Source organism: Mesorhizobium sp. CCNWLY176, from assembly GCF_037153935.1.
Lineage (GTDB): Bacteria > Pseudomonadota > Alphaproteobacteria > Rhizobiales > Rhizobiaceae > Mesorhizobium_M > Mesorhizobium_M zhangyense.
In genome coordinates, this window is sequence record NZ_JBBBDZ010000018.1 from 28334 (window position 1) to 53085 (window position 24752).

Annotated in this window: 26 protein-coding genes and 1 tRNA gene; 20 read left to right on the plus strand and 7 right to left on the minus strand. The window is 63.1% G+C overall.

The features are described from left to right. The first annotated feature begins 1 nt into the window (after position 1). Genes WBQ96_RS23965 through WBQ96_RS24010 form a run of 10 tightly spaced genes read left to right on the plus strand, consistent with a single transcriptional unit; the run spans position 2 to position 10951 of the window. Entirely contained in the window at positions 2-1144 is a 1143-nt protein-coding gene (locus WBQ96_RS23965; protein WP_165120451.1) for an acyl-CoA dehydrogenase family protein, read from the plus strand. Then, positions 1141-2337, plus strand: coding sequence for a trans-sulfuration enzyme family protein (locus WBQ96_RS23970; RefSeq protein WP_336554644.1), 1197 nt, complete (start codon positions 1141-1143; stop codon positions 2335-2337). The genes WBQ96_RS23965 and WBQ96_RS23970 overlap by 4 nt, the downstream gene beginning before the upstream one ends. Next, the gene (gene hydA / locus WBQ96_RS23975; RefSeq protein WP_336554642.1) at positions 2334-3725 is read left to right on the plus strand and encodes a dihydropyrimidinase; all 1392 of its coding nucleotides are present in this window, start codon (positions 2334-2336) and stop codon (positions 3723-3725) included. Before WBQ96_RS23970 ends, hydA begins: the two co-directional genes overlap by 4 nt. After that, complete coding sequence (locus tag WBQ96_RS23980; RefSeq protein WP_336554640.1) at positions 3722-4975, plus strand: Zn-dependent hydrolase; 1254 nt, start codon at positions 3722-3724, stop codon at positions 4973-4975. The genes hydA and WBQ96_RS23980 overlap by 4 nt, the downstream gene beginning before the upstream one ends. After that, positions 4975-6669 (plus strand): long-chain-fatty-acid--CoA ligase, encoded by a 1695-nt coding sequence (locus tag WBQ96_RS23985; RefSeq protein ID WP_336554638.1) that lies wholly within the window; start codon positions 4975-4977, stop codon positions 6667-6669. The genes WBQ96_RS23980 and WBQ96_RS23985 overlap by 1 nt, the downstream gene beginning before the upstream one ends. Beyond that, complete coding sequence (locus WBQ96_RS23990) at positions 6666-7124, plus strand: MaoC family dehydratase (RefSeq protein WP_336554635.1); 459 nt, start codon at positions 6666-6668, stop codon at positions 7122-7124. The genes WBQ96_RS23985 and WBQ96_RS23990 overlap by 4 nt, the downstream gene beginning before the upstream one ends. Beyond that, positions 7121-8128 carry an ABC transporter permease gene (locus tag WBQ96_RS23995; protein ID WP_336554633.1) on the plus strand — a complete coding sequence of 336 codons (1008 nt, stop codon included), beginning with the start codon at positions 7121-7123 and terminating at the stop codon, positions 8126-8128. The genes WBQ96_RS23990 and WBQ96_RS23995 overlap by 4 nt, the downstream gene beginning before the upstream one ends. Then, positions 8125-8985, plus strand: a complete 861-nt coding sequence (locus WBQ96_RS24000; protein ID WP_336554631.1) for an ABC transporter permease — start codon at positions 8125-8127, stop codon at positions 8983-8985. Before WBQ96_RS23995 ends, WBQ96_RS24000 begins: the two co-directional genes overlap by 4 nt. After that, positions 8982-9950, plus strand: a complete 969-nt coding sequence (locus tag WBQ96_RS24005; RefSeq protein ID WP_336554628.1) for an ABC transporter ATP-binding protein — start codon at positions 8982-8984, stop codon at positions 9948-9950. Before WBQ96_RS24000 ends, WBQ96_RS24005 begins: the two co-directional genes overlap by 4 nt. Further along, entirely contained in the window at positions 9947-10951 is a 1005-nt protein-coding gene (locus tag WBQ96_RS24010; protein WP_336554626.1) for an oligopeptide/dipeptide ABC transporter ATP-binding protein, read from the plus strand. The genes WBQ96_RS24005 and WBQ96_RS24010 overlap by 4 nt, the downstream gene beginning before the upstream one ends. Position 10952: 1 nt before the next feature. Here the strand turns inward: WBQ96_RS24010 and WBQ96_RS24015 are convergent, their stop codons facing one another. After that, positions 10953-11087: a hypothetical protein gene (locus WBQ96_RS24015; RefSeq protein WP_336554624.1), complete on the minus strand. Its 135-nt coding sequence runs from the start codon at positions 11085-11087 to the stop codon at positions 10953-10955. Positions 11088-11162: 75 nt separating this feature from the next. Next, positions 11163-11252, minus strand: a tRNA-Ser gene (locus WBQ96_RS24020). A gap of 245 nt (positions 11253-11497) precedes the next feature. On the opposite strand from WBQ96_RS24020, the gene WBQ96_RS24025 reads away from it, so the two are divergent. The 3 genes from WBQ96_RS24025 to WBQ96_RS24035 all read left to right on the plus strand — a co-directional run bounded on the left by WBQ96_RS24025 (position 11498) and on the right by WBQ96_RS24035 (position 13819). Further along, the gene (locus WBQ96_RS24025) at positions 11498-11794 is read left to right on the plus strand and encodes a hypothetical protein (RefSeq protein ID WP_165120461.1); all 297 of its coding nucleotides are present in this window, start codon (positions 11498-11500) and stop codon (positions 11792-11794) included. Between the two features lie 76 nt (positions 11795-11870). Then, positions 11871-12542, plus strand: a complete 672-nt coding sequence (gene msrA, locus WBQ96_RS24030) for a peptide-methionine (S)-S-oxide reductase MsrA (RefSeq protein WP_336554622.1) — start codon at positions 11871-11873, stop codon at positions 12540-12542. Positions 12543-12829: 287 nt separating this feature from the next. After that, on the plus strand, positions 12830-13819 hold the full coding sequence (locus WBQ96_RS24035) for a BMP family lipoprotein (RefSeq protein WP_336554619.1): 990 nt from the start codon (positions 12830-12832) through the stop codon (positions 13817-13819). Positions 13820-13889: 70 nt separating this feature from the next. Here the strand turns inward: WBQ96_RS24035 and WBQ96_RS24040 are convergent, their stop codons facing one another. Next, a complete protein-coding gene (locus WBQ96_RS24040) occupies positions 13890-14300 on the minus strand; it encodes a hypothetical protein (protein WP_336554617.1) in 411 nt (136 codons plus the stop codon). Positions 14301-14409: 109 nt separating this feature from the next. Next, positions 14410-14619 (minus strand): SlyX family protein, encoded by a 210-nt coding sequence (locus WBQ96_RS24045; RefSeq protein WP_165120466.1) that lies wholly within the window; start codon positions 14617-14619, stop codon positions 14410-14412. A gap of 209 nt (positions 14620-14828) precedes the next feature. Here WBQ96_RS24045 and WBQ96_RS24050 point away from each other — a divergent pair, with 209 nt between their 5' ends. From WBQ96_RS24050 to deoA, 6 genes are read left to right on the plus strand one after another with little or no spacing between them, the layout of a single operon-like run. Further along, the gene (locus WBQ96_RS24050; protein WP_336554615.1) at positions 14829-16361 is read left to right on the plus strand and encodes an ABC transporter ATP-binding protein; all 1533 of its coding nucleotides are present in this window, start codon (positions 14829-14831) and stop codon (positions 16359-16361) included. Beyond that, positions 16358-17497: an ABC transporter permease gene (locus WBQ96_RS24055; protein WP_336554614.1), complete on the plus strand. Its 1140-nt coding sequence runs from the start codon at positions 16358-16360 to the stop codon at positions 17495-17497. The genes WBQ96_RS24050 and WBQ96_RS24055 overlap by 4 nt, the downstream gene beginning before the upstream one ends. A 1-nt stretch (position 17498) precedes the next feature. Continuing rightward, on the plus strand, positions 17499-18461 hold the full coding sequence (locus WBQ96_RS24060) for an ABC transporter permease (RefSeq protein ID WP_336554612.1): 963 nt from the start codon (positions 17499-17501) through the stop codon (positions 18459-18461). Positions 18462-18467: 6 nt separating this feature from the next. Then, positions 18468-18860 carry a cytidine deaminase gene (cdd, locus tag WBQ96_RS24065; protein ID WP_336554610.1) on the plus strand — a complete coding sequence of 131 codons (393 nt, stop codon included), beginning with the start codon at positions 18468-18470 and terminating at the stop codon, positions 18858-18860. Continuing rightward, positions 18857-19663, plus strand: a complete 807-nt coding sequence (locus WBQ96_RS24070) for a purine-nucleoside phosphorylase (protein ID WP_336554608.1) — start codon at positions 18857-18859, stop codon at positions 19661-19663. The genes cdd and WBQ96_RS24070 overlap by 4 nt, the downstream gene beginning before the upstream one ends. Positions 19664-19686: 23 nt before the next feature. Then, positions 19687-21006, plus strand: coding sequence for a thymidine phosphorylase (gene deoA, locus WBQ96_RS24075; RefSeq protein WP_336554606.1), 1320 nt, complete (start codon positions 19687-19689; stop codon positions 21004-21006). Positions 21007-21144: 138 nt separating this feature from the next. On the opposite strand, the gene WBQ96_RS24080 is transcribed toward deoA, so the two are convergent. After that, positions 21145-22368 (minus strand): MFS transporter, encoded by a 1224-nt coding sequence (locus tag WBQ96_RS24080; protein ID WP_165120472.1) that lies wholly within the window; start codon positions 22366-22368, stop codon positions 21145-21147. A 73-nt stretch (positions 22369-22441) separates the two neighbouring features. On the opposite strand from WBQ96_RS24080, the gene WBQ96_RS24085 reads away from it, so the two are divergent. Beyond that, positions 22442-23419 (plus strand): AraC family transcriptional regulator, encoded by a 978-nt coding sequence (locus tag WBQ96_RS24085; RefSeq protein WP_336554605.1) that lies wholly within the window; start codon positions 22442-22444, stop codon positions 23417-23419. 9 nt (positions 23420-23428) lie between these two features. Here the strand turns inward: WBQ96_RS24085 and WBQ96_RS24090 are convergent, their stop codons facing one another. After that, positions 23429-23986 carry a TIGR02281 family clan AA aspartic protease gene (locus tag WBQ96_RS24090; RefSeq protein ID WP_336554604.1) on the minus strand — a complete coding sequence of 186 codons (558 nt, stop codon included), beginning with the start codon at positions 23984-23986 and terminating at the stop codon, positions 23429-23431. Positions 23987-24087: 101 nt separating this feature from the next. Then, positions 24088-24714, minus strand: coding sequence for a uracil phosphoribosyltransferase (upp, locus tag WBQ96_RS24095; RefSeq protein WP_336554602.1), 627 nt, complete (start codon positions 24712-24714; stop codon positions 24088-24090). Positions 24715-24752: the final 38 nt, after the last annotated feature.

Below are 24752 nucleotides of genomic sequence, written 5' to 3' on the forward strand. Positions count from 1 at the left end.
GATGGATTTTGAGATTTCGGACGATCAGCGCCTGATGCGGGACAGCCTCCGGGCGTTTCTGATCCGGGAGTGCCCAATCGAGTATGTTCGCGAGTGCGATGAGCAGGAGCGGTTCCCGATCGAACTCTACGAGAAACTCGCCGCCGAGGGATGGCTGGGACTGCCGATCCCGGAAGAATATGGCGGCATGGGCGGAAGCTGCACCGATCTGGCTGTGTTCCTCCAGGAACTGGCCTATCATTTCGAGGCGGCGGCGAACCTCTATTATACGACGATCGTGATCGCGACCGATGCGCTGGTTCATTTCGCCAGTGAAGAACAGAAGCGCGAATTGCTGCCGAAGCTCGCACGCGGAGAGATCCGCTTCGCGCTGTCGCTGTCGGAACCGAATTCCGGCTCGGACGCCGCTTCGCTACGCACCCGTGCAGTGCTCGAGGGCGACGAATGGGTCATCAATGGCCAGAAGATGTTCTGCTCGGCCGCACAGGTCGCCGACTACATCCTGCTGATGGCGCGCTCGGACGTGGAAGCACCCAAGCATAAGGGCATCACCATGTTCCTGTTGCCGGCGAAGACGAAGGGCGTGGAGATCAGGCGGCTCAAGAAGCTCGGTCTCAAACCCATGGACCTGAACGAGATATTCCTTACCGATGTGAGGTTGCCGAAGGACGCGATCATCGGCGAGGTGAACAAGGGATGGACCAACGTCCTCAAAACGCTCGACTACGAACGCTGCTGCCTGTCGGCGGTGAATGTCGGCGCGGCGCAGAAGGTACTGGACTACGTCCTCAACTACACCGGCGAGCGCGAGCAGTTCGGACAGAAGATCAACAGCTTCCAGCTGACGCGCGCCAAGCTTGCCGACATCGACATGGAGATCGAAGCCGCCCGGCTGCTGCTCTACCGCTCGGCCAACCTGGTCGATCGCGGAATCCCGAACAACAAGGAAAGTGCCACGGCTAACCTTTATTCGTCCGAAACCTATGTACGCGCGGCACTCAACGGAATGCGGATGATGGGTGGCTGGGGCTACCTGATGGAATATGACATGCAGCGCCATTTCCGCGACTCGAAGCTGGCGGAGATCGGAGGCGGCACATCGGAAATCCTGCGCATCATCATCTCGCGCGAACTGACAAAATGAGCGGAGCGCCCGATTCCCGGCCCAAGCTGCGGATCAGCACCCGCGCAGTTCACGCTGGGCTCAATCCAGCCGAGAATTCGGGCGCGATCACCACGCCGATCTTCCAATCGGCCACCTTCGTGGCCGCCGACACCGCCGAACTGATGGCGATCAACGCCGGAGAACGGCGTGGATATGTCTATTCACGCATCCGAAATCCCACTGTGCTCGCCGCCGAGCAGCGGGTGGCGGCCCTTGAAGAGGCGCAATCCTGCGTCCTCTTCGCGTCCGGCATGGCGGCGATTGCGGGCGCGATTGCCCCTTTTCTCAAGGCCGGCGACGATCTCGTCGCTTTGCCCGACATCTATGGCGGAACCCTGAAATACCTGCGCACCATCCTCCCGGCCCAAGGGGTGAATGTTATCTGGGCGAAGGGAATTGACGCCGCCGATGTGGCGGCTGCAATCACACCCAACACCCGGGTCATCTACGCCGAGACCCCGACCAACCCGCTGGTGCGGGTGGTCGACCTCGCCGCCCTTTCGGAGGTGGCGCGCGGGATCGGCGCGAAACTGATCGTCGACGGCACGCTGGGCAGTCCGATGAACCAGCGTCCGCTGACGCTGGGCGCTGACCTCGTCGTGCATTCGGCCACGAAATATCTCAACGGCCATGGCGATCTTATCGTCGGCGCGGTATGCGGCGACCGTGCGCTGACCCGCGACATACGCAGCCTGCAGCAGGTTTCGGGCGCCATCGTCGACGCGCATTCGGCTTGGCTCCTGATGCGCGGCATGGCCACCTATGCGCTCAGGATGCGGCAGCACAACACGTCCGGCCAGGCGATCGCCGAATTTCTGGCAGGGCGGTCGGACGTCACCCGCGTGCTCTATCCGGGCCTGCCGGACCATCCCGACCACGCGCTGGCCCGCAGGCAGATGTCTGGTTTTGGCGGACTGGTGTCCTTCGAAATGCACAGCGCCGCGGCTGCGCAGACGGTAGTCGATCGAACGCGGTTGTTCGGCATCGGACCATCCGTCGGCGGCGTCGAAAGCCTGATCTCCCAGCCCGGCAACACCTCGCATTTCTCGGTTCCTGCTGAACAGCGACGCGCCATGGGCATTTCGGACAGGCTGGTGCGCATCTCTGTCGGCATAGAGGACACCGACGACCTGATCGCAGATCTGGAGCAGGCGATGGAGGCCGCGCGGTGACTTTGATCGTAATAGGCGGAAAGGTTGTCACGCCCGAGGGAGCGCGCCATCTCGACGTGGTCGTCGAAGGCGAAAAGATTGCCGCTCTGCTGCCACCGGGCGAAGCGGTCCGCAACCACGCGGCCGCCGAGATCGTGGACGCGAGGGGCAAGCTGGTCATTCCTGCCGGCGTCGATCCGCACGTGCATTTGCTTGTCGGCTTCATGGGCCAGCGCTCGGTCTATGATTTCGGCTCTGGCGGCATCGCGGCGTTGCGTGGCGGCACCACAGCGATCGTCGATTTCGCCCTGCAGCGCCGGGGCGGCTCGATGCTGAAGGGCCTTGCGCACCGCCGAAAGCAGGCTGACGCCAATGTCACGCTGGATTACGGACTTCACCTGATCGCAACCGACGTGAACGAAGCGACGCTCGCCGAGCTTCCGCAATTGCGTGCGCAGGGGGTGACCACGCTCAAAGTCTATACCGTCTATGAGGAGGACGGCCTGAAGCTTGAGGACGGGCAACTCCATGCCCTGATGGCCGAAGCAGCCCGGCACGACATGTCAATTGTGCTGCATGCCGAGAATGCCGGCATCGTCGAGCGCCTGCGCTCCGAGGCGGTGGCCGCGGGTCACACAGAGCCGCGCTGGCATGCCCTGACACGCCCGCCAATCGTGGAAATCGAGGCTGTCGGGCGCGCTATAGCTTTCTCGCGCGCCACGGGCTGCGGCGTCCATATCTTCCACCTCGTCGCAGCCGATGCGATCGCGCTCGTCGAGGCGGCGCGGGCGGAGGGGCTGCCGGTTACCGCCGAGACATGCACGCACTATCTGGCGCTGACCGACGAGGCACTTGAGCGGGAGAACGGCCACGAATATATCCTGTCGCCGCCGCTGCGGGACCGTGCGAACCAGGATCGCCTCTGGCAGGGTATCGTCGAAAAGGGTCTGCAACTGGTGGCGTCCGACGAGGTCTCCTATTCGGCCAAGGCAAAGGCGCTCGGCCTGCCTTCCTTCGCCGATGTCGCGAACGGCATTACCGGCATCGAGGCGCGCCTTCCGGTGCTGTATACTCTGGGCGTCGACCAGGGACGAATCGGATTGCAACGTTTCGTCGAACTGTTCTCGACCTGGCCTGCCGAGATCTTCGGCTTTGCCGGGAAGGGCCGGATCGTTCCGGGATATGACGCGGACCTGGCCATCATCGATCCGGTGACGCGGCGCACAATGTCTCCCGCCAGCGATTATGGCGACATCGGCTACAATCCCTATAGCGGCATGGACCTGACGGGCTTCGCTACGGAAACGATCTATCGGGGCAAAGTCGTCGTCCGGGATGGGGTTTTCCTGGGGCAGGAGGGGCAGGGTCGCTTTGTCGCCCGGGCATCGGCGAAAAGGCCTGCTCCATGAGCTTCCGCCAGGACTTCGCCGCACTGGCCGCGATCGGAGTCGATCCCGCAGGTGGCTGGTCGCGCCCGGCGTTCAGTACGGCCGATCTTGCCGCGCATGAGTGGTTTCTGGCGCAAGGTCGCGCCTGCGGGCTTGCAGCGTCTTATGACAGTTTCGGCAACGCCATTCTGCGCCTGGAAGGCGATGGTGCGGCGGTCCTCATCGGTTCGCATCTCGACACGGTCGCAAATGGCGGCGCTTTTGATGGCGCGATCGGCGTGCTGGCCGGGCTTGAGGTCGCACGGCGCATCAAGGCCGAAGGTACGCCCGGTGCTCCTGTCGAGGTCATAGCCTTTCGTGACGAGGAAGGACGCTTTGGTCCGTTCACGGGCAGTCGTGCCATGGTCGGTCTGCACGACGAGGAAGCGCTGGCGCGCGCGCGGTCGCTTGACGGCGTGAACCTGTCCGACGCCATGGCGCAGGCTGGCTTCAAGCCTGGCAATGCTCCCAGAGACTGGGATGCAGTCGCGGCCTGGCTGGAGCTCCATATCGAGCAGGGGCCGGTTCTTGCGGATGCCGGCGTGCCGCTCGGCATCGTCACCTCGATTGCCGGACAGGAGCGCCTGTCACTGAAATTCACGGGCCAGCCCGATCACGCCGGCACTGCGCCGATGGCCTTGCGGCGCGATGCCTTCGCCGGCGCAGCGCGTTTTGCGGCAGCGTTCCGCGATGAGGTTCTGGCAGCCGGCGATGACGATGTACGGGGTACGATCGGCATGGTCCGGGTTTCGCCCAACCAGGGCAACGTCGTGCCCGGCGAGGTCCTGCTCGGTCTGGAAATGCGCGGCACCAATTCAGCTACATTGGCAAGGCTTCGCGACAGCGTTACGGAACTGGCGAACAGTATCGCCGTCCAGGAGAAGCTTGAACTGCGGGTCCGCAATACCTATTCCGACGCGCCGGCGCCGATGGCAGCGTGGTTGCAGGACGCGTTGGCTTCATCTGCTGCAAGTCTCGGTCATTCGACAATGAAACTTCCGTCCGGAGCCAACCACGATTCCGGAATCATCGGGAGGATCGTGCCGGCTGGGATGCTATTTGTGCCATCAGTCGGTGGGCGTAGTCACTGCCCGGAAGAAGAGACTGACCTCGGCCAGATCGAGGCGGCAATCGACGTCCTGCACCGGACGGTAGCCGAACTGCGGCGCAAAAACCGTGAAAAGGCTCCGGACAGACGCACCGTCGTCAATCAATCCGGGATCGCAGGCTGATGCGGGCCTCCCTCGACAGTGATGGTGTATTTCCGTTCGAAGTCGGCTCGCAATCGCCGCTCTGGCCGATAAAGGATCCAAGCGAGATCGAGATGCCAGGCGGCAATCTGGCTTCCGATCTCATTGGCTCCGCCACCGCATTTCCGGCGCAGGCGGCGATGTTCTACTACGGCGCGACCTACAGCTATGCGGAGCTCTTGAGGGACGTCGAGCGTCTCGCGGGATGGCTTGCCCAGCAGGGGTTGAAACGCGGCGAACGGGTCGTGATCGACCTGCAGAACTGTCCGCAATATGTGATCGCCTTCTACGCGGTGCTGCGCGCGAACGGCGTCGTGGTGCCGGTCAATCCGATGAATACGACGGACGAACTCGCCTATTTCGCGGCTGACAGCGGGGCGCGTTTCGCCATCATCGGCGAGGAATTGCTCGATCGTTTCGCACCGCTCGTCGGTGTCTCGTTCGATCGGATCGTGCGCATACGCTATGCCGACATGGCGCCGGACGATGTCTCCGACCTGCCGGACGTGATGCGCATGGCCGCACCAGCGCCGAGCGAAGGCTTTATCGATTTGAAAACGGCGTTGGCGGAGAACCGGCCGGCACCGGCTCTTCTGTCGGGCAACGATGATCTGGCGGTGCTTCCCTACAGTTCGGGCACGACTGGTCGACCCAAGGCGTGCATGCACAGCCACAACGGAGCGCGGTTCGTCGCGAAGGCACAGGTGCGCTGGTACAGGCTCGACAGCCAGTCCGTCATGACAAGCTTCATGCCGTTGTTCCATGTCGCCGGCATGATGGCGTCGATGGCCTCGGCGATCCATTGCGGCGCGGCGCTGATCCTGATGACCCGGTGGGACGCCGAAGTCATACCCGCGCTTTTCCGGCGTCACCGCCCGACCTGGTGGTCGGCCGCTCCAACCATGGTCGTCGATGTCCTGGCGGCCAAAGGGTTTACCGACGACTGTTTTTCCAGTCTGAAGGTCATGACGGGCGGCGGGGCGTCGATGCCGGCCACGGTGGTACGACGCCTGCGCGATCAGTGGGGGCTCCGCTTCGCGGAAGGATACGGCTTGACCGAAACCATATCGGCCACGCACCTCAATCCGATCGACGCGCCGAAGCCGCAGTGCCTTGGGCTGCCGATCTATAACACCCATGCGCTGGTCGCGGACCCGGAGACGCTCGCGCCTTGCGTGCAGGGCAGTTTGGGTGAAATCCTGATCAGCGGGCCGCAGGTCATGCAGGGCTATTGGAACCGTCCGCAGGACACCACCGAAGCGCTGATCGATTTGAACGGACGGCGGTGGCTACGCACCGGCGATCTGGGCTATGTCGATGAAGATGGGTACTTCTTCATCGTGGATCGGCTGAAGCGGATGATCAACTCGTCGGGTTACAAGATATGGCCAGCCGAATGCGAGATGCTGCTCTACAGCCATCCCGCGGTCGCCGAATGCGCTGTGATCTCGGCACCGGACCCGCGGCGTGGCGAGAGGGTGCGGGCGGTGGTGGTGCTGCATCCTGACCAGCGCGGAAAGGTCAGCGAAAGCGATATCATCGACTTCGCGCGGACGCAGATGGCTGCCTACAAGGTCCCGCGCGAGGTCGAGTTCCGCGACGCTCTGCCGCGTTCGGGCAGCCGCAAAGTCGATTGGCGGGCGCTTCAGGCCGAGGCATGGGAGCGGCATGCATGACACCCCAGGTCTGGTATGACGATTTCGTTCCCGGCGTGGTCCTGACTAGCGCACCGCGTCGGATCGAACTGGCTGACATCGATGCCTATGCGCGGCTGACGGGCGAAGCCCATCCCGTCCATATGGACGAAGAGTTCGCACGCGCGGCGGGCTTTCCCGGACGCATCACGCACGGCTTGTTCAACCTGGCCCTGATAGAGGGGCTCAAGGCGACGCTCGGGTGCTTCGAACGCTCGGTGATCGCATCGCTTGGCTGGAACGACGTCAAGTTTCCTGCTCCCTTGCTGCCCGGCGAAGAGGTTCATCTGCGCCTTGAATTTGTCGATCGGCGCCCCACCAGGACGCCCGGTCGCGGGCTCGCCACCGAGCGCGGTTTTCTGGTCAAGGCTGATGGCACGGTGGTCGTCAGCGGCGATCATGTCATTCTGCTGTTGAACCGGCCGGAGGACGAATGACCGGCATCGTCCTGCGCCTCCTGTCGGCCATCCCGACGTTGTTCGGCGTGGTCCTCGTAACCTTCCTGATCACCCGGGTGCTGCCAGGCGATCCGGCGGTGTTCTTTGCCTCGAACCCCTCCATGACCGCGCAGGACATAGAGGCGGTGCGCCAGAGCCTCGGGCTCGACAAGCCGCTTCCCGAGCAGTTCCTGATCTATCTCGGCGACCTGCTTCATGGCGATCTCGGCAACTCGCTCAGCACGGGCCAGAAAGTGGTGACCGAATTCGCCAACAGGCTGCCAGCCTCGGCGGAGCTGACCTTCCTGGCATTCTTCATTGCCATCGGCGTGTCGCTGCCGCTCGGTATCGCGGCGGCACTGCGCCCGGGATCGCTGATCGACCACCTTTCGCGCGTCATCGCCACTTTGGGCGTATCGATGCCGACGTTCGTGACGGGACTTCTGCTGATCTTTTTCTTCTATTTCGTGCTTGGTGTCGCTCCTGAGCCGATCGGACGGCTCGATCCCTTCATGTTCGAGCCGGACAGGGTGACCGGCCTCTATACGATCGATGCGCTTATCGCAGGTGATCTTGAACTCTTTGCCGCTGCGCTCAAGCAGATGATCCTGCCGGCCGTTACGATGGCGCTTTTTGCCCTGGCGCCGCTAACCCGCATGGCCCGGGCCTCGATGCTGGAGGTGCTTGGATCGGAGTTCATCCGCACCGCCAGGGCTTCCGGCCTGTCACGGCGCAAGATCATCATGACCTATGCCTTCCGCAACGCATTGCTACCGATCGTCACGACGATGGGAATGACCTTTTCCTACATGCTTGGCGCCAACGTTCTGGTCGAACGCGTGTTCTCCTGGCCGGGCGTCGGAGCCTTCGCGGTGGATAGCATCATCAACCTGGACTATGCACCGCTGCAGGGCTTCATGCTGGTCATGGCGGGCATCTTCATTGTGGTGAACCTGACTACAGACGTCGTGGTCGCGCTGATCGATCCGAGGGCCTCGCGATGAGCGCCAGCGCTATGCGTGAACGGATTCAGGTCGTGCGCCACGTTGTGCTGGGAAATCCGCTCAACATCGTGGCGTTCGGCCTCTTCCTGCTCATTTTGCTGGTCGCGATCCTGGCGCCGTCGCTGGTGCCGCACGACCCGCTGAAGACCAACTCAGCCCATACGCTGCAGGGCCCGTCGGCCGAGTTCTGGTTCGGCACCGATCAGCTTGGACGCGATATCTTCGCGCGCGTCATGATTGCCACGAGGCTCGACCTGATGATTGCCTTCGGAGCGGTGACCCTCTCCTGCCTCGTCGGCTCGATCATAGGCGCCATGATCGGATATTGGGGTGGCTTCTGGGATGGCGCTGTTTCTCGGATGGTGGACGTGCTGATGGCTTTCCCGCTGTTCGTGCTGGCCCTGGCGATGGTCGCTGCCTTGGGCAACACCGTCGCCAATGTCGTCTATGCGACGGCGGTGGTGAACTTGCCGTTCTATATTCGCCTGGCGCGCAACGAGATGCGGGTGCGTCGCGGGCTGGGCTACGTGGAGGCGGCCCGTGTTGGTGGATCCGGAGACTGGCGGATCCTGACGCGCTTCCTGATCCCGAATATGGCGGCCCCGCTTGTCATTCAGGCGTCGGTCAATCTCGGCTGGGCGGTCCTCAATGCAGCGGGACTCTCGTTCCTGGGCCTTGGCGTCCGCGCGCCGACGCCGGAATGGGGAATCATGGTTGCGGAAGGCGCTCGCTTCATCTCGTCAGGACAGTGGTGGGTCGCTGTCTTTCCCGGCCTTGCGCTGTTGATCGCGGTTTTCGTGTTCAACCTGATGGGCGATGCGCTTCGGGATATCCTCGATCCGAGGATGCGGACATGACCAATCCGCTTCTGGCCGTAAAGGGCCTCACGGTCGACTTCATCACGCGCCACGGCACGGTGCATGTGCTCGACGATGTCTCGTTCGACATTGGCGATGGCGAGATCGTCGGCATCATTGGCGAATCGGGATCCGGCAAATCGGTGACCGCCTATTCGATCATGGGTATTCTCGATCACGCAGCGCGCATCCGTTCCGGGGAGATTCTGTTCCAGGGCCGCGACGTGCTCGGCATGAACCGGTCGGAGCTCGATCGCTGGCGCGGCAAGGCCGCGTCTATCATCTTCCAGAACCCCCGCACGGCGCTCAATCCCATTCGCTCGGTGGGCGATCAGATCGCCGATGTGCTGGCCCGCCACACGCCGGCGCGCGCCTCTGAAATTCGCGCCAAAACCATCGATGCCCTGAAGCAGGTGCGGATTCCTGACCCCGAACGGCGCAGCAAGGCCTATCCGTTTGAATTGTCCGGCGGGCTTTGCCAGCGGATCGGTATCGCCATCGCCTTGGCCTGCGCGCCGCGTCTGCTGATCGCGGACGAGCCGACGACCGGCCTCGACGTGACGACGCAGGCCGTCATCATGGACCTCATTCGCAATCTGGCCCGCGAGCAGAAAACGTCCGTCGCCCTCATCACCCATGACGTCGCCCTGGCGTCCGAATATTGCGACAGGCTGATCATCATGCATGCGGGCCATGTGGTGGAAGTCGCGCCGACAGCGGAGATCATCGATCACCCGCGTCACCCCTACACGGCCCAGCTTCTGCGTTCCGTTCCCTCGCTCGTCGACAGCATCGGAGAATTGCAGGCGATCCGGGGCTCGCTGCCTGACCTGCGCCGCGCCGACCTGCCATTCTGCCGTTTTGCCGAGCGCTGCGATCGCCGCCTGCCGATCTGCGACGCGGAGAGGCTGCATCTCGGACCTGCGCTGGAGCGCCACGCCGTTGCCTGCAGGAATCCGCTATGACTGCCTTGCTGGAAGCGCGAAACCTCAAGAAGCATTTCAAACTTGCAGCGAAGTGGCCATTTTCCACGCCTCCTAAGCTGCATGCCGTGGACGGGGTCGATCTCGTCATCAACGCTGGCGAGGCGGTGGGGCTCGTCGGTGAATCGGGCTGTGGGAAATCGACGCTGTCACGGTTGGTTTCACGTCTTCTTGACCCTACCGAGGGGCAGCTTCTGCTGGAAGGAGAAGACATCGGCCGGCTGTCCACCGCGCGCTTTGCCCGATCTGAACAGCGGCGGCTGATACAGATGGTCTTCCAGGATCCAACGGAAAGCCTCAATCCGCTGTTTTCGGCATTCGACCTCATCGCCGATCCGGCAAAAATGTTGCTGCCCCGCGCGGGCAAAGCCGAATTGCGCCGGCGCGTAGAAGCGGCAGCCCAGGCGGTCAACTTGCCGCTGGCCCTGCTGGAGCGACTGCCGCATCAGCTCTCCGGCGGTCAGAAAGCGCGGGTTGGCATTGCGCGCGCGATCGTCGTCGAGCCACGATTGCTCGTTCTTGACGAACCGACTTCGGCCCTCGACGTATCAGTTCAGGCGACAGTCCTGCAGCTTCTCGACCAGCTGCGGCGAGAGCGGGGGATCGCGCTGCTTTTCGTAAGCCACGATCTCAATGTCGTGCGGCTCCTCTGCAGCCAGATCGTGGTCATGTATCTGGGCCAGGTCGTGGAGCGCGGGCCATCCACTGAAATCTACGCAAACCCCGCTCACCCTTACACCCGGGCGCTGCTCTCCGCGATCCCGACCCTGCGGCCCGGCAAGCTGGAGCGGATCAAGCTTGAAGGCGATCCGCTGAGCCCGATTTCGCCGTCCTCCACGCAATGCAGGTTCTGCGGGCGCTGCCCGATCGAGCGGGCGCAATGCAGGACGTCCATGCCGGCGCTGAGGGAACTCGCCCCCGGGCGGCAGGTGCGCTGCCACTTCGCCGAAGAGGCGCTTGCTGGCTTGCCGGTGGCGGTGTGATCTACAGGCGCCGGCGGCCGAGCGCATAGAGGCCGCTGACGATGATCGTGGCGTCGGCGGGATGGGTCCAGGCATCCGGCATATTGCCGAACTGGATGGACCAGATGAGGCTTGTGTAGAAAACAGGCGCCAGCACCGACGCGCTGTGCGATGTAGCACCTACGATGAAGGCGCTACAAGTTTCATATAAATCAATAGTTTATAAGAAATCTGGCGGAGAGAGCGGGATTCGAACCCGCGTTACGGTCTCCCGTAAACACACTTTCCAGGCGTGCGCCTTCAACCACTCGGCCACCTCTCCACGGCGCGACAAATGCCTTGCGGGCATCAGTGCGCCGGGCTCATCTAGTCGATCCTGCGCCGAATGCCAAGCCTGCACAGGCATAGTTTGTTGGTTGGCGCAGAACTTTATTCCAGGCGCGCTTTATACGCCTCAGGGAGGCAAATTTATGGTGGGTGATTGCGAAGGCGCGCCGCGCGCCATATCTATCTGGTCGAAAGCTTCGGAGGATTTTGCGTTTGCGCTTTCTGTTCAGGCTCCTGGCAATGGTCGCGCTTGCGATCGCCGTCATCATGGCCGTGCTCGACGCCACGCGCACCGTGGCGGCGTCGCAGCTGGTGATGACGCCGGTTGCCACCAGTTGGCTCGCGGTGTCGCCTGAGACGCTGAGCACAGTGCAGGAATTCGTGCGCGCCAAAATCCATCCGCTGGTCTGGGATCCGGTCATCACCGGCATCCTTAACCAGCCGGGTTTCATCGTGTTCGGCGTGCTTGCATTTCTTTTATACGCCGTCGGGCGCAAACCGCCGCGCCGCATCGGCCGCTTCATCGCCGAGAGCTGATCGGACGCTGCGAGACGCGGCGTCTAGACGAACAAACAGGGTACTGAGCGCCCGCAACCCGGAAAGGGAGAATGCCATGTTTTTCCTGAGCGACATGCTGAACAAGAAGCTGCAACTGCCCAAGGTTGGCGAGGCTCTGCCCGGCCGTGACAAGCCGATGCCGACCGCCTCGAAGCATTACGTCTCGAAGCGCCCGCTGAAAGGGCCTTATCCCGAAGGGCTGGAGACAGCGATGTTCGGCATGGGTTGCTTCTGGGGTGCCGAGCGCATGTTCTGGCAGATGGACGGCGTCTGGGTCACTGCGGTCGGCTATGCCGGCGGCGTCACGCCCAACCCGACCTATCAGGAAACCTGCACCGGCCTGACCGGCCATGCCGAGGTGGTGCTGGTCGTGTTCGACCCGAAGATAATCTCCTATGCCGATCTCCTGAAGGCGTTTTGGGAGAACCACGACCCGACGCAGGGCATGCGCCAGGGCAACGATGTCGGCACGACGTATCGCTCGACGATCTATACCTTCGGCGATGCGCAGTATCAGGCAGCCATCGCATCACGCGACGCCTATGGCGCTTCGCTGAGCAGTGCTGGACGCGAGAAGATTACCACCGAGATCGCACCGGCGCCGGAGTTCTATTTCGCCGAGGAAGACCACCAGCAGTATCTGGCGAAGAATCCCTACGGCTATTGCAACCTAAAGGGCACCGGCGTGGCCTGCGCCATGCCACAGGCGGCCTCGGCCGAAGCCTGAGACCGCTCGCTAATTCTACCCGGCCGGTCATCTGACCCGGCAGGGCGAATTATCAAACGATCTCTTAGCCGCATTCCCCGCCTGCCGGTCGAAAATACTCGTTGCGGCGCACCTGCCGCAGCGTTTTTCCAAGTGGTCAAGATTCCGCGTGAATTTTGTTTTTCGCCGTGCAAGACTGCCGGTTGAGTGGGAGGGAAAACTTCCCGCCATGTGCCGCGAGGCGCCCGGGGACCGAGGCATCCACGCGGTACGTTATTGGAAAAAATAACCGACAGGGTGTGGATCACATGAAGCGTATTGTTCTCGGCCTCCTGGCCGCAACCGCACTGGCCTTCCCGGCTTTCGCTGCGGACATCAAGCCAGCGATCATCTACGATCTCGGCGGCAAGTTCGACAAGTCCTTCAACGAAGCCGCCTTCAACGGCGCGGAGAAGTTCAAGACCGAGTCGGGCATCGCCTATCGCGATTTCGAAATCCAGAACGACGCCCAGCGCGAGCAGGCGCTGCGCAAATTCGCCGAAGACGGCAACAACCCGATCGTCATGGCCGGCTTCTCCTGGGCGGCTGTGCTGGAAAAGGTTTCGGCCGACTTCCCCGACACCAGCTTTGCCATCATCGACATGGTGGTCGACAAGCCGAACGTCCGCTCGGTCGTCTACAAGGAGCAGGAAGGCTCCTATGTCGTCGGCGTCATGGCGGCGATCGCCTCCAAGTCCAAGAAGGTCGGCTTCGTCGGCGGCATGGACATCCCGCTGATCCGCAAGTTCGGCTGCGGCTATGTCGGCGGCGCCAAGGCAGCGGGTGCGACCGAAGTCATCGAGAACATGACCGGTGACACGCCGGCTGCATGGAACGACCCGACCAAGGGCGGCGAAATCGCCAAGGCGCAGATCTCGCAGGGCGCTGACGTGGTTTACGCAGCGGCAGGCGGCACCGGCGTCGGCGTGCTTCAGGCGGCTGCCGATTCCGGCAAGCTCGGCATCGGCGTCGATTCCAACCAGAACGGCCTCCAGCCGGGCAAGATCCTGACCTCCATGGTCAAGCGCGTCGATGTGGCCGTCTACAACGCCTTCACCGATGCCAAGGACGGCAAATTCACCGCCGGCATCAACGACCTCGGCCTCAAGGAAGGCGGCGTCGACTACGCCATGGATGACAACAACAAGAGCCTCGTGACCGACGAGATCAAGGCCGCCGCCGAAAAGGCCAAGGCCGACATCATCGCCGGCACGGTCAAGGTTCACGACTATATGTCGGACAACGCCTGCCCTTACTGATAGGCTCTGCCGATGAAAAAAGCCGCCGGGTGAAAATCCGGCGGCTTTTTTGCATTTGATGGTCTGCCTTTCAAAGGCTGGCGGTCAGGTAGCCGAGCGCGAATGCGGCGATCAGTGCCGCCGCCATCAGCAAACCGCGTGAGCCGCCCACGGAATGCGGTCCGCGCCAGATCGCCTTGGTGCCTTCCGGCTGGATGATAGGGCGCGTAGGCGTATCGGCTTTGCCGTCGCCTGAGGATGTGGCATGCATTTGCGGCAATTCGGCAATGCGCTCCGAAATTGCCTCCCACATCGTTTGCGACAGGGTTTGAGGCGGCTTCCTGATATCGAACAGATGCATCCGCTCGGCGACCTCCACGACCGCGTCGCGAAAATCGCCGTCGCGCTCAAGATCGCGCTCGGCCCGCTCGCGCTCGTCGTCATCCATCAGGCCAAGCACATAATTGCCGGCCCGCGTCATGCGATCAACGCCGTCGACCATGCTCTTCCCCTCATGATCACGCCTGCCGCGCCCTCGAATCCTCCAGGCCGGTCAGCAACGGAGATCACCAGCTATTTTGCCGGGCGTAAAGCCCGCCATGCGGCCGTACTCACCAATGAGGCGGCTTGGTAATCTCGTGGCCGGGCGTCGCCACCTCTTCCAGCGACAGGAAGCGCTCGGTCAGCGCGTCGAGCTTCTTCTGAAGCCGCTCGATGACCCTCCACTGTTCGGCGATCTGGCCGGACAGTTCCTCGATGATCTTTTCCTGCTCGACCGTTCGGATTTCGAGCGTTGTCAGCCGGTCGTCGGGCAATGTCATGTCGAAAATCCTCAATTTACTCTAGGGAACGTGCCACAGGTTGCTCGACATGCTGTCGATATCATACGTGCCGCCACCTTCGAAATTGACAAGCGCATGGCGATTTGTCGAGAGTGTGGGCAAGGCCGCTTGCCGATTGGCAGGGGAAAGGCGGCATGCTAGCTCTTTGACCAAACGATAAAAAGAAGAACGAGAGGTGGACAGGTCGCATGGCGGAAGCTGCAATCGAGCTTATCGGCATCAACAAGAGCTTTGGCGCGGTTCGCGCCAATCGCGACATCAATCTCGAAATCGCGCCGGGCACGATCCACGGCATCATCGGCGAGAACGGTGCCGGCAAGTCGACGCTGATGTCGATCCTCTACGGATTCTACCAGGCCGACAGCGGCGAAATCCGCGTCGGCGGCAAGCCGATCACCATCAAGACGCCCAATGACGCCATCGCGGTCGGCATCGGCATGGTCCACCAGCATTTCATGCTGGTCGAGAATTTCACCGTGCTGGAAAATGTCATCCTCGGCGCAGAGAGCGAGGCGCTGCTCAAGAAAAGCATCGCCAAGGCGCGCTCGGAGCTGCAGCGGCTGGAGCGGGAATACGGGCTGGAGGTCGACCCCGATGCGGTGATCGAGGAACTGCCGGTCGGACTGCAGCAGCGTGTCGAAATCCTCAAGGCGCTCTATCGCGGCGCTGAAATCCTGATCCTCGACGAGCCGACCGGCGTGCTGACGCCGCCGGAGGCCGACCACCTGTTCCGCATCCTCAAGCAGCTGAAGGAGCAGGGCAAGACGATCGTGCTGATCACGCACAAGCTGCGCGAGATCATGGCCATTACCGACACCGTCTCCGTCATGCGCCAGGGCACGATGGTTGCCACACGGGAGACGGCCAAGACCACGGTCGGCGAACTGGCCGAGCTGATGGTCGGCCGCCGCGTGCTGCTGCGCGTCGAAAAGGGCGAGGCCAAGCCCGGCGAAGTAAAGCTTTCCGTCAGGAACCTGACGGTCAGGGATTCACGCGGCGTCACCATGGTCGACGATGTCTCCTTCGACATTCGCGGCGGCGAGATCGTCGGAATCGCCGGCGTCGCCGGCAACGGCCAGTCGGAACTGATCGAGGCGATTTCGGGCATACGCCGCGCCGTTTCCGGCAGCGTCATGCTCGACGGCAAGCCGATCGACGTCATCGGCATCGCCGATCCGGGCGAACTGCGCGACCGGGGTTTGGCGCATGTGCCAGAGGACCGCCATCATGTCGGACTGGTGCTGGCCTTCGAGGAGAACGAGAATTCGATCCTCGGCTATCACGACGATCCGAAATATCTGAACGGTCCGCTGCTCAACATCGACGCGGTCCGCAATGATGCCAGGGAAAAGATCGAGAAATACGATATCAGGCCCGGCGACTGCCGTCTGAAGACCGCGAATTTCTCCGGCGGTAACCAGCAGAAGATTGTGCTGGCCCGCGAAATGGAGCAGGACCCCGGCGTGCTGATCGTCGGCCAGCCGACGCGCGGCGTCGATGTCGGCGCCATCGAATTCATCCACAAGCGCCTCATCGACATGCGCGATCAGGGCAAGGCAGTGCTGCTGGTGTCGGTCGAGCTCGATGAAATCCGCTCGCTGTCCGACCGCATATTGGTGATGTTCGACGGCCGCGTCGTCGGCGAGCGTGGATCGGATGCGACCGAGGGTGAGCTTGGCCTGCTGATGGCCGGCGTCGAGCACAAGGAGGCCGCCGAGTGAGCACGCCCTATACAAAGCTTCCCGGCTGGGCTGATTACGGGCTGATACCGGTCGTCAACCTGATAGTTGCCTTCATTGTCGCCGGGCTCGTCGTGCTGCTGGTCGGGGAAAATCCGCTGCATGCGGCAGCGGTTCTGGTCGATGGCGCGTTCGGCAGCGGGCAAAACATCGCCTACACACTTTTCTATGCCACCAACTTCATCTTCACCGGCCTTGCCGTCGCGGTCGCCTTCCATTGCGGCCTGTTCAACATCGGCGGCGAGGGGCAGGCTTATATTGGCGGGCTTGGCGTGGCGCTGGTCTGCCTTGCCTTCGACGGGTTCATGCCGTGGTGGCTGACCTTTCCGCTGGCGATCCTGGGTTCGGCCGCCCTTGGCGCGCTGTGGGCGCTGATCCCGGCCTATCTGCAGGCCAAACGCGGCTCGCACATCGTCATCACCACCATAATGTTCAACTTCATCGCCGCCAGCGTCATGGTCTATCTGCTGGTCGATGTGCTGAAGCCGGCCGGTTCCATGGCGCCGCAGACGCGCGATTTCCTGCCCGGCGCGCAACTGCCGAAGATGGGCTGGCTGCTCGAAATGTTCGGCCTTTCGGTGCGCTCCGCGCCGCTCAACATCTCCTTCCTTTTGGCGCTGGTCATGGCCTTCCTCGTCTGGGTGCTGATCTGGCGCACAAAGCTCGGCTATGAAATCCGCACCATGGGCTTCAGCCCGAAGGCTGCGCGCTATGCCGGCATTTCGGAGACGCGCATCATCATCATCACCATGATGATCTCCGGCGCGCTGGCCGGCATGATGGCGCTGAACCCGATCATGGGCGACCAGCATCGCGTCCAGCTCGATTTCGTCACCGGCGCTGGCTTCGTCGGCATCGCGGTGGCGCTGATGGGGCGCTCGCACCCGGCCGGCATCGTGCCGGCGGCCATTTTGTTCGGCGTGCTCTATCAGGGCGGCGCGGAATTGGCCTTCGAGATGCCCGCCATCTCGCGCGACATGATCGTCATCATCCAGGGTCTCGTCATCCTGTTTGCCGGCGCGCTGGAGCACATGTTCCGCCCCGCGATCCAGACGTTGTTTGCCAGCATCAGCCCGCGCTCAGTCGGCGTGACGGCGGCGAAAGGGGAGGGTGCCTGAGATGGATGTGCTCGTTCAGCTCATCGATGCGACCATCCGCGTCTCCGTCCCCCTCCTGCTCGCCTGCCTTGCCGGTCTTTATTCGGAACGGGCGGGCATTTTCGACATCGGCCTCGAGGGCAAGATGCTGGCCGGCGCCTTCGCCGGCGCGTCTGCCGCAGCCGTCACCGGCTCGGCCTGGGTCGGGCTGGGTGCTGCGATCCTCACTGCCGTCTGCTTCGCGCTGGTGCACGGCTTTGCCTCGATCACCCATCGCGGCAACCAGATCGTTTCGGGCGTGGCGATCAATTTCATCGCCGCCGGCTCTACCATCATTCTCGGGCAGGCATGGTTCAAGCAGGGCGGGCGCACGCCGTCGCTGAGCGGCGGTGGCCGCTTCGAGGCGATCACGCTGCCGGGCGCGGAAGCGGTGAAGGATGTGCCGATCCTCGGCACGATCTATTCCGACATTCTCTCGGGCCATTCGCTGCTGGTCTACGTCGCCTTTCTGATGGTGCCGTTCACCTGGTGGGTGCTGTTTCGCACCCGCTTCGGCCTGCGGCTGCGCGCCGTCGGCGAAAACCCGGCGGCGGTCGACACCGCCGGCATTTCGGTCGCCTGGCTGCGCTATCGCGCCGTCATCTGCACCGGCATCCTGACAGGGATCGCCGGCGCATATCTGGCCGTGGCGCAGAATGCCGGCTTCGTGAAGGATATGACCGCCGGCAAGGGGTTCATTGCGCTCGCCGCACTGATCTTCGCCAAATGGAAGCCTGTGCCGGCAATGTTTGCCTGCCTGCTTTTCGGCTTCCTCGAGGCAGCCTCGATCCGCTTCCAGGGCATGGCCTGGCCGATGATCGGCAAGGTGCCGGTGCAGCTCATGCAGGCGCTGCCGTACATCCTCACCGTCATCCTGCTCGCCGGTTTCATCGGCAAGGCGATCCCGCCCCGCGCCGGCGGCGTGCCTTATGTGAAGGAAAGATAGCCTCTCATGTCGCATGACCTTTTCCTCGCGGCGCGCGAGGCCATGGCGAAATGCCATGCGCCCTATTCGAAATTTCCGGTGGGTGCGGCCCTTCGCACCGAAGACGGACGGGTTTTTTCCGGCTGCAACATCGAGGTTGCGTCCTATCCCGAGGGCTGGTGCGCGGAGACGACCGCGCTCGGCCACTACATCATGGGCGGCGGCGGCAAGATCACGGAGATCGCGGTCGTAGCCGCGCGCATGGACCGGATCACGCCCTGCGGCGGCTGCCGCCAGCGGCTGGCCGAATTCGCCAGCGCCGACACCAAGCTTTTCCTCTGCGACCAGGCCGGCGTGGTCGAGACGGTAACGATGGGCCAGATGCTGCCCTACGGTTTTGAGGGCGGAATTCTCAAATGATGCAGACGATCGATCTTCTGGTGGAGCGGCTCGGCGGACTGGCGCCCAAGGTTGCGATGGTGCTCGGTTCCGGCCTTGGCGGGCTGGTCAACGAGGTCGAAAACGCGGTGCGCATTTCCTATGCCGCGCTGCCGGGCTTCCCGGCCAGCGGCGTCACCGGCCATGCCGGCGAAGTGGTGGCCGGAAATTTCGCCGGCGAGCCGGTGCTGATGCTGGCTGGCCGCGCGCATTATTACGAGCATGGCAATGCCGCCGCCATGCGCCCGGTCATCGAGGTGCTGGCGGGCATCGGTATCGAGAAGCTGATCCTCACCAATGCCGCCGGCTCCGTCGATCCCGACATGCTGCCGGGGTCGATCATGCTGATCGAGGATCACATCAACTTTTCTGGTTCGAACCCACTGTTCGGCGAGCCGAGCGACCGCCGTTTCGTCGGCCTGACGGAAGCCTATGACGCCGGCCTGCGCGCTGCTTTCGAGAAAGCGGCGGAGGTCTCCGACACTGCGCTCCACAAGGGCGTCTATATGTGGTTTTCTGGCCCAAGCTTCGAAACGCCGGCCGAAATCCGCATGGCACGGCTGATGGGCGCGAATGCCGTCGGCATGTCGACGGTGCCCGAGGTCATCCTGGCGCGTTTCTGTGGCCTCAAGGTCGCCGCCTGTTCGGTCATCACCAATCTCGCGGCGGGCATGACGGGGGCCGAGTTGTCGCATGAGGAGACCAAGGACATGGCGCCTATCGGCGGTGGACGTCTGGCCACGGTGCTGAAGACCATGTTCCGCGAGGGGTTGATCGATGGGTAGCAGCTCGGCGAAGGCATACTGAAATGCTCCCTCAGGAAATCATCCGCCGCAAGCGCGACGGCAAGCCGCTCTCCGCTGACGAAATCGCCGGCTTTGTGCGCGGGCTGACCACGGGCGCGGTGTCGGAAGGGCAGGTTGCGGCGCTCGCCATGGCCGTGTTCTTCAACGGCATGAGCCGCGACGAGGCAGTCGCCTTGACGCTCGCCATGCGCGATTCCGGCGACGTGCTCGACTGGTCGGACCTGCCCGGTCCGGTCACCGACAAGCACTCGACCGGCGGCGTCGGCGACAATGTCTCGCTGATGCTGGCGCCGATCGTGGCTGCCTGCGGCGCCTACGTGCCGATGATTTCAGGCCGCGGCCTCGGCCACACCGGCGGCACGCTCGACAAGATGGATTCGATCCCCGGCTACACCACGCAGCCGGACAAGAAGCTGTTTCGCAAGACGGTGCTTGCCGCCGGCTGCGCCATCATCGGCCAGACCGCCGATCTGGCACCCGCCGACAAGCGGTTTTACGCAATCCGCGATGTGACCGCGACGGTGGAGTCGGTCGCCCTCATCACCGCTTCGATCCTGTCGAAAAAGCTCGCCGCCGGGCTGCAGTCTCTGGTGCTCGACGTCAAGCTCGGCAACGGCGCCTTCATGGCCAAAACCCGCGATGCGACCGCCCTTGCAACCAGCCTCGTCGAAGTTGCCAATGGCGCGGGGCTCAAGACTTCCGCGCTCATCACCGGCATGAACGAGCCTCTGGCATCCGCCGCCGGCAATGCCGTCGAGGTGCAGAACGCCGTCGATTTCCTGACTGGCCGTTTCCGCGACCGCCGGCTGGAGCAGGTGACGCTGGCGCTGGCCGCCGAAATGCTGCAGCAGGCAGGACTTGCCGCCTCGCATCAGGATGCCGCACGGCAGGCACATAAGGCGTTGGAGAGCGGCAAGGCGACGGAAGTCTTTGCGCGCATGGTGGCCGCACTCGGTGGGCCGAAGGATTTTGTCGAGAAAAGCGAAATCTATCTGCCGAAGGCCAAGGTGGAATTCGCGGTAAAGGCACCGGAGAGCGGTTTTGTAGCCGGCATCGAGACGCGCGATATCGGCCTTGCGGTCGTGGCGCTTGGCGGTGGCCGCACCAGGCCGGAAGACAGCGTCGATCATGCCGTGGGCATAACGCGGCTCTTGCCGGTGGGGGCGGAGGTCAAGGCCGGCGAGCCGCTGGCGCTCGTCCATGCCCGCAACAAGACCGATGCCGAGAGGGCTGCGCTGGTATTGCTGTCCGGCTACACTCTTGGCGAGACGAAACCCGCCACTGCAAAGGTCATCGTGCGCCGGATCGCGCCGCGCGGCTAAAGCCTTTCCGGCTCAAGTGGAAACGCCCCTCATCCGCTGCCGTAAACGAGGAGAAGGAGGCTGTCCGCAACGTTGACGACCCCCTCTCCCCGTTTTTCACGGGGAGAGGGTAAGGGTGAGGGGCTGTTTCCATCATCGTCAGTCAGCCTTCACTTCCCGCTTCGGGCCGAGCAAAAACACCGTGACAGCCGCGAGCAGCGTAGCTGCCCCGCTATAGGCGAAGGCACTGGCCACGCCGGCATTGTCCACCAGCAGGCCGCCGAAAATAGCGCCCGCCGCGATCGCCACCTGGAAGGTCGCGACCATCAACCCGCCGGCGCTTTCGGCCTGATCGGGAGCGGCCCGCACCAGCCAGGTCTGCAACCCGACCGGAACCGCGCCGAAGGCAAAGCCCCAGAGCGTGACTGCAATTGCCGATGCGACGGTCGAAGTTCCGAGCACCAGCAGCGAGACGGAAGCTATGGCAATCAGCAGCGGCGCAAGAGCCACTGCCGCCTTGAGGCTGCGCTCGGCGAGAAAGCCGCCTGCAATATTGCCGAAGAAGCCGCCGATGCCGAAGGCCAGCAGAACCAGCGAGATCGTCTCGATGTCGAGCGCCGGCACCTTTTCGAGGAAGGCGCGGACATAGGTGAAGCCGGCGAAATGGCCGGAGGCGACCAGCACGACGACCAGCAGGGCAATCCTGATCATCGGTCTGCGGGCGACATCCAGCAGGCTGCGGAAACTGGCAACACCGACCGGAGGCAGCTTCGGAATGGTCACCAGTTGCACCAGCAGCGTCAGCGCGGCGACGACGGCAGCGATCATGAAGGCAGTGCGCCATCCCCAGATGTCGCCGACATAGGCGCCGATGGGAGCGGCGGAAACGGTGGCGGCGGAAACGCCGGTCAGGATGATCGACATGGCGCGCGGCAGGAGATGGCTCGGAACAAGCCGCATCGTCAGCGCCGCCGACATCGACCAGAAGCCACCAAGCGCTATGCCGAGCACAACGCGCGCCACGAGCAGGACCGGTAACGACCAGGCCAGGGCCGCCAGTACGTTCGACAGGATCAAGAGTAACGTCAGCCCCCACATGACGATCCGGCGATCGATGCGTTTCGTGATGATGGCCATGGTGGGTGCCGAGATCGCGCCGATGATGGCGGTGGCGGTGACGGCCTGTCCGGCTGCACCCTCGGTGATGCCGAGATCATGGGCGATAGGCGTCAGCAGGCTGGCGGGCAGGAACTCCGCCGTCACCAGCCCGAAAGTGCCGAGCGCAAGCGAAAAGACCGCCCCCCATGCCGCATCGGATCGTTCGTCGGATTTTGCGAGGTCGAGCGGAATGGCGTCCATGACGCCTGTCGCCGGTTCGGTCATAATGAAATCTCCAGTTTGGATGCAGTGCAACATGGTGGTGACTCCCTGGAGTTTCCATGCTAGAAACGCCATCATGCTTGACCGTTCGTCCAAACTTCCGATTACCGGTGATCCCCTGACGGATATTCTGCGTGGCCTTCGCCTCGACGGCGTCGAATATGGCCGCTCCGAAATGAAGGAGCCCTGGGGCGTCGAATTCCCGGCGCAGGAGGCGGCACGGTTTCATTTCATCGGCCGGAAAGGCTGCTGGCTTCTGCGTCCTTGCGGCGAATGGGTGCAACTCAATGCGGGTGACGCCGTGCTGCTGCCGCGCGGCGACGTGCATGTGCTGGCGAGCGAACCCGGCGTCAAGACCTCGCCGATCACCGGCTATACGGTCGCCGAGCTTTGCAAGGACGTCTATTGCATGTCGGACGACGGCGATGTCCGGGAGGGTTGCCAGCCGGGCACGCTGCTGTTCAGTGGCAGCATGTATTTCAATTTGGACAGGCTGCATCCGCTGCTCGGCATGATGCCGGATGTGATGCTCACCCATGGGCTGGAGGCGTACGATCCGGCGATCCCGCATCTGCTGGAGGCGATGGCGCGCGAGGTGACGATGGAGCGCGTCGGCTCGGGCGGCATTCTGGCGCGGCTGGCGGACGTGCTTGCCGCCACCATCATCCGCTCATGGGTCGAGCGCGGCTGCGGCGCAACCAGCGGCTGGATCGCGGCCGTGCGGGATCGCGACATAGGCCGCGTGCTGGCAGCGATCCATCTGGAGCCGAACCGCGAATGGACGGTGGAAGCGCTGGCGAAGATGATGGGCGCTTCGCGCTCGGGCTTTGCCGAACGCTTCGCGACCATCGTCGGCGAAACGCCGCTGAAATATGTCACGCAGGTCAGGATGCATCAGGCAAGGCAATGGCTGGTCCGCGACCGGTTGAAGATTTCCGTGGTCGCCTCGCGGCTTGGCTATGAATCCGAAGCCGCTTTCAGCCGCGCCTTCAAACGCGTCGTCGGCTCGCCGCCCAGCCATTTCCGGAGCGACGAACACCCCGGCGCTGCCTGATCCGCCAGCTCACTGTACCAAAAGCAGCGAACCGTTCTCGACCTGATATTTGCCGAGCCGGCTGAGAAAGCTCATCCCGATCAGCGTGCCGTTGAGCGCCTTGTCCTCGAGCACCAGCGCCGGAACCTTGTCGACGGAAATCCGGCCGATCTCCAGCCTGTCGATGATGACGACCGCCGCCCCCGTCCTGCCGTTGGCCGTATCGACCTGCTGCGAGAAATCCGATTGCTGGAGCGATATGCCGATGCGCCGCGCCGTTGAGCGGTTGATGGCAACGGCGGTGGCGCCAGTGTCGATCATCCCGGTGACCATTCTGCCGTTAAGCCGGAAATCGGCGCTGAAATGGCCGCGCTGGTCGGCGGCGAGCCGCACCTTGCGGCCGGAAAGATCGTCGGCGAATACTGGGCGTTGCGGCTTTGCGGAATTCACGACGGCAACCGGCTGCGCCACTGTTGCGTTTTCGGGTTTCAGGACACCGAGGATCGTTTCGCGATGGGCCTGGTAGAGGCCGGGAAGCGAGGCAGCCGCCACGGCACAAACCGAAAATATGATCACCTGACGCAGCATTCATCCGCCCTGTCTTTTGGTGGATGATGGGCCGTTATGGTGACTTTGGCTTTAACGAGGTGGCGGCTTCGGCGGCTGTCGTTAACCGTTGGTAAAGCGCCTCACTTCGTGCCGTAGAGCCGGTCGCCGGCGTCGCCCAATCCGGGGATGATGTAGCCCTTCTCGTTGAGCTGGCGGTCGATCGCCGCGGTGAACACCGGCACATCCGGATGCGCCTTTGTGAAGCGCTCGATGCCTTCCGGGGCGGCCAGCAGGCATAGGAAGCGGATATTGGTCGCGCCGCGCTCCTTCAGCTTGTCGATTGCAGCCGTCGCGGAATTAGCGGTCGCCAGCATCGGGTCGACGACGATGACCAGCCGGTCGCCGAGATCGCTCGGCGCCTTGAAGAAATATTCCACCGCTTCCAGCGTCTCGTGATCGCGGTAGAGTCCGATATGGGCGACGCGGGCGGCTGGCACGAGGTCGAGCAGGCCTTCGAGCAGGCCATTGCCGGCGCGCAGCACCGAGGCGAACACCAGCTTCTTGCCCTCAAGCGTCGGAGCTTCCATCGTCTCGATCGGCGTTTCGATCGTCTTGGTGGTCAGTTCGAGGTCGCGCGTCACCTCATAGCCGAGCAGCAGCGAGATTTCGCGCAGCAGCCGCCGGAAACTCGCAGTCGACGTTTCCTTGTCGCGCATGATGGTAAGCTTGTGCTGGACAAGCGGATGGTCGACGACGGTCACGCCCATGAGAATTCGCTCCTGAAATCTTTCTGCTTGGACGTGAT

Excerpts from the sequence above, each read along its gene's own strand:
- WBQ96_RS24025 (WP_165120461.1), top strand. The coding sequence starts at position 11,498 with ATGGTCGCGCTTGCGATCGCCGTCATCATGGCCGTGCTCGACGCCACG.
- cdd (WP_336554610.1), top strand. The coding sequence starts at position 18,468 with ATGTCGCATGACCTTTTCCTCGCGGCGCGCGAGGCCATGGCGAAATGC.
- WBQ96_RS24090 (WP_336554604.1), bottom strand. The coding sequence starts at position 23,986 with ATGCTGCGTCAGGTGATCATATTTTCGGTTTGTGCCGTGGCGGCTGCC.
- WBQ96_RS24035 (WP_336554619.1), top strand. The coding sequence starts at position 12,830 with ATGAAGCGTATTGTTCTCGGCCTCCTGGCCGCAACCGCACTGGCCTTC.
- deoA (WP_336554606.1), top strand. The coding sequence starts at position 19,687 with ATGCTCCCTCAGGAAATCATCCGCCGCAAGCGCGACGGCAAGCCGCTC.
- WBQ96_RS23995 (WP_336554633.1), top strand. The coding sequence starts at position 7,121 with ATGACCGGCATCGTCCTGCGCCTCCTGTCGGCCATCCCGACGTTGTTC.
- WBQ96_RS23965 (WP_165120451.1), top strand. The coding sequence starts at position 2 with ATGGATTTTGAGATTTCGGACGATCAGCGCCTGATGCGGGACAGCCTC.
- WBQ96_RS23990 (WP_336554635.1), top strand. The coding sequence starts at position 6,666 with ATGACACCCCAGGTCTGGTATGACGATTTCGTTCCCGGCGTGGTCCTG.
- WBQ96_RS24005 (WP_336554628.1), top strand. The coding sequence starts at position 8,982 with ATGACCAATCCGCTTCTGGCCGTAAAGGGCCTCACGGTCGACTTCATC.
- WBQ96_RS24085 (WP_336554605.1), top strand. The coding sequence starts at position 22,442 with ATGCTTGACCGTTCGTCCAAACTTCCGATTACCGGTGATCCCCTGACG.
- upp (WP_336554602.1), bottom strand. The coding sequence starts at position 24,714 with ATGGGCGTGACCGTCGTCGACCATCCGCTTGTCCAGCACAAGCTTACC.
- WBQ96_RS24045 (WP_165120466.1), bottom strand. The coding sequence starts at position 14,619 with ATGACATTGCCCGACGACCGGCTGACAACGCTCGAAATCCGAACGGTC.
- WBQ96_RS24060 (WP_336554612.1), top strand. The coding sequence starts at position 17,499 with ATGGATGTGCTCGTTCAGCTCATCGATGCGACCATCCGCGTCTCCGTC.
- WBQ96_RS24050 (WP_336554615.1), top strand. The coding sequence starts at position 14,829 with ATGGCGGAAGCTGCAATCGAGCTTATCGGCATCAACAAGAGCTTTGGC.
- msrA (WP_336554622.1), top strand. The coding sequence starts at position 11,871 with ATGTTTTTCCTGAGCGACATGCTGAACAAGAAGCTGCAACTGCCCAAG.
- WBQ96_RS24040 (WP_336554617.1), bottom strand. The coding sequence starts at position 14,300 with ATGGTCGACGGCGTTGATCGCATGACGCGGGCCGGCAATTATGTGCTT.
- WBQ96_RS24080 (WP_165120472.1), bottom strand. The coding sequence starts at position 22,368 with ATGACCGAACCGGCGACAGGCGTCATGGACGCCATTCCGCTCGACCTC.
- WBQ96_RS24000 (WP_336554631.1), top strand. The coding sequence starts at position 8,125 with ATGAGCGCCAGCGCTATGCGTGAACGGATTCAGGTCGTGCGCCACGTT.
- WBQ96_RS23980 (WP_336554640.1), top strand. The coding sequence starts at position 3,722 with ATGAGCTTCCGCCAGGACTTCGCCGCACTGGCCGCGATCGGAGTCGAT.
- WBQ96_RS24070 (WP_336554608.1), top strand. The coding sequence starts at position 18,857 with ATGATGCAGACGATCGATCTTCTGGTGGAGCGGCTCGGCGGACTGGCG.
- WBQ96_RS23970 (WP_336554644.1), top strand. The coding sequence starts at position 1,141 with ATGAGCGGAGCGCCCGATTCCCGGCCCAAGCTGCGGATCAGCACCCGC.
- WBQ96_RS24010 (WP_336554626.1), top strand. The coding sequence starts at position 9,947 with ATGACTGCCTTGCTGGAAGCGCGAAACCTCAAGAAGCATTTCAAACTT.
- WBQ96_RS23985 (WP_336554638.1), top strand. The coding sequence starts at position 4,975 with ATGCGGGCCTCCCTCGACAGTGATGGTGTATTTCCGTTCGAAGTCGGC.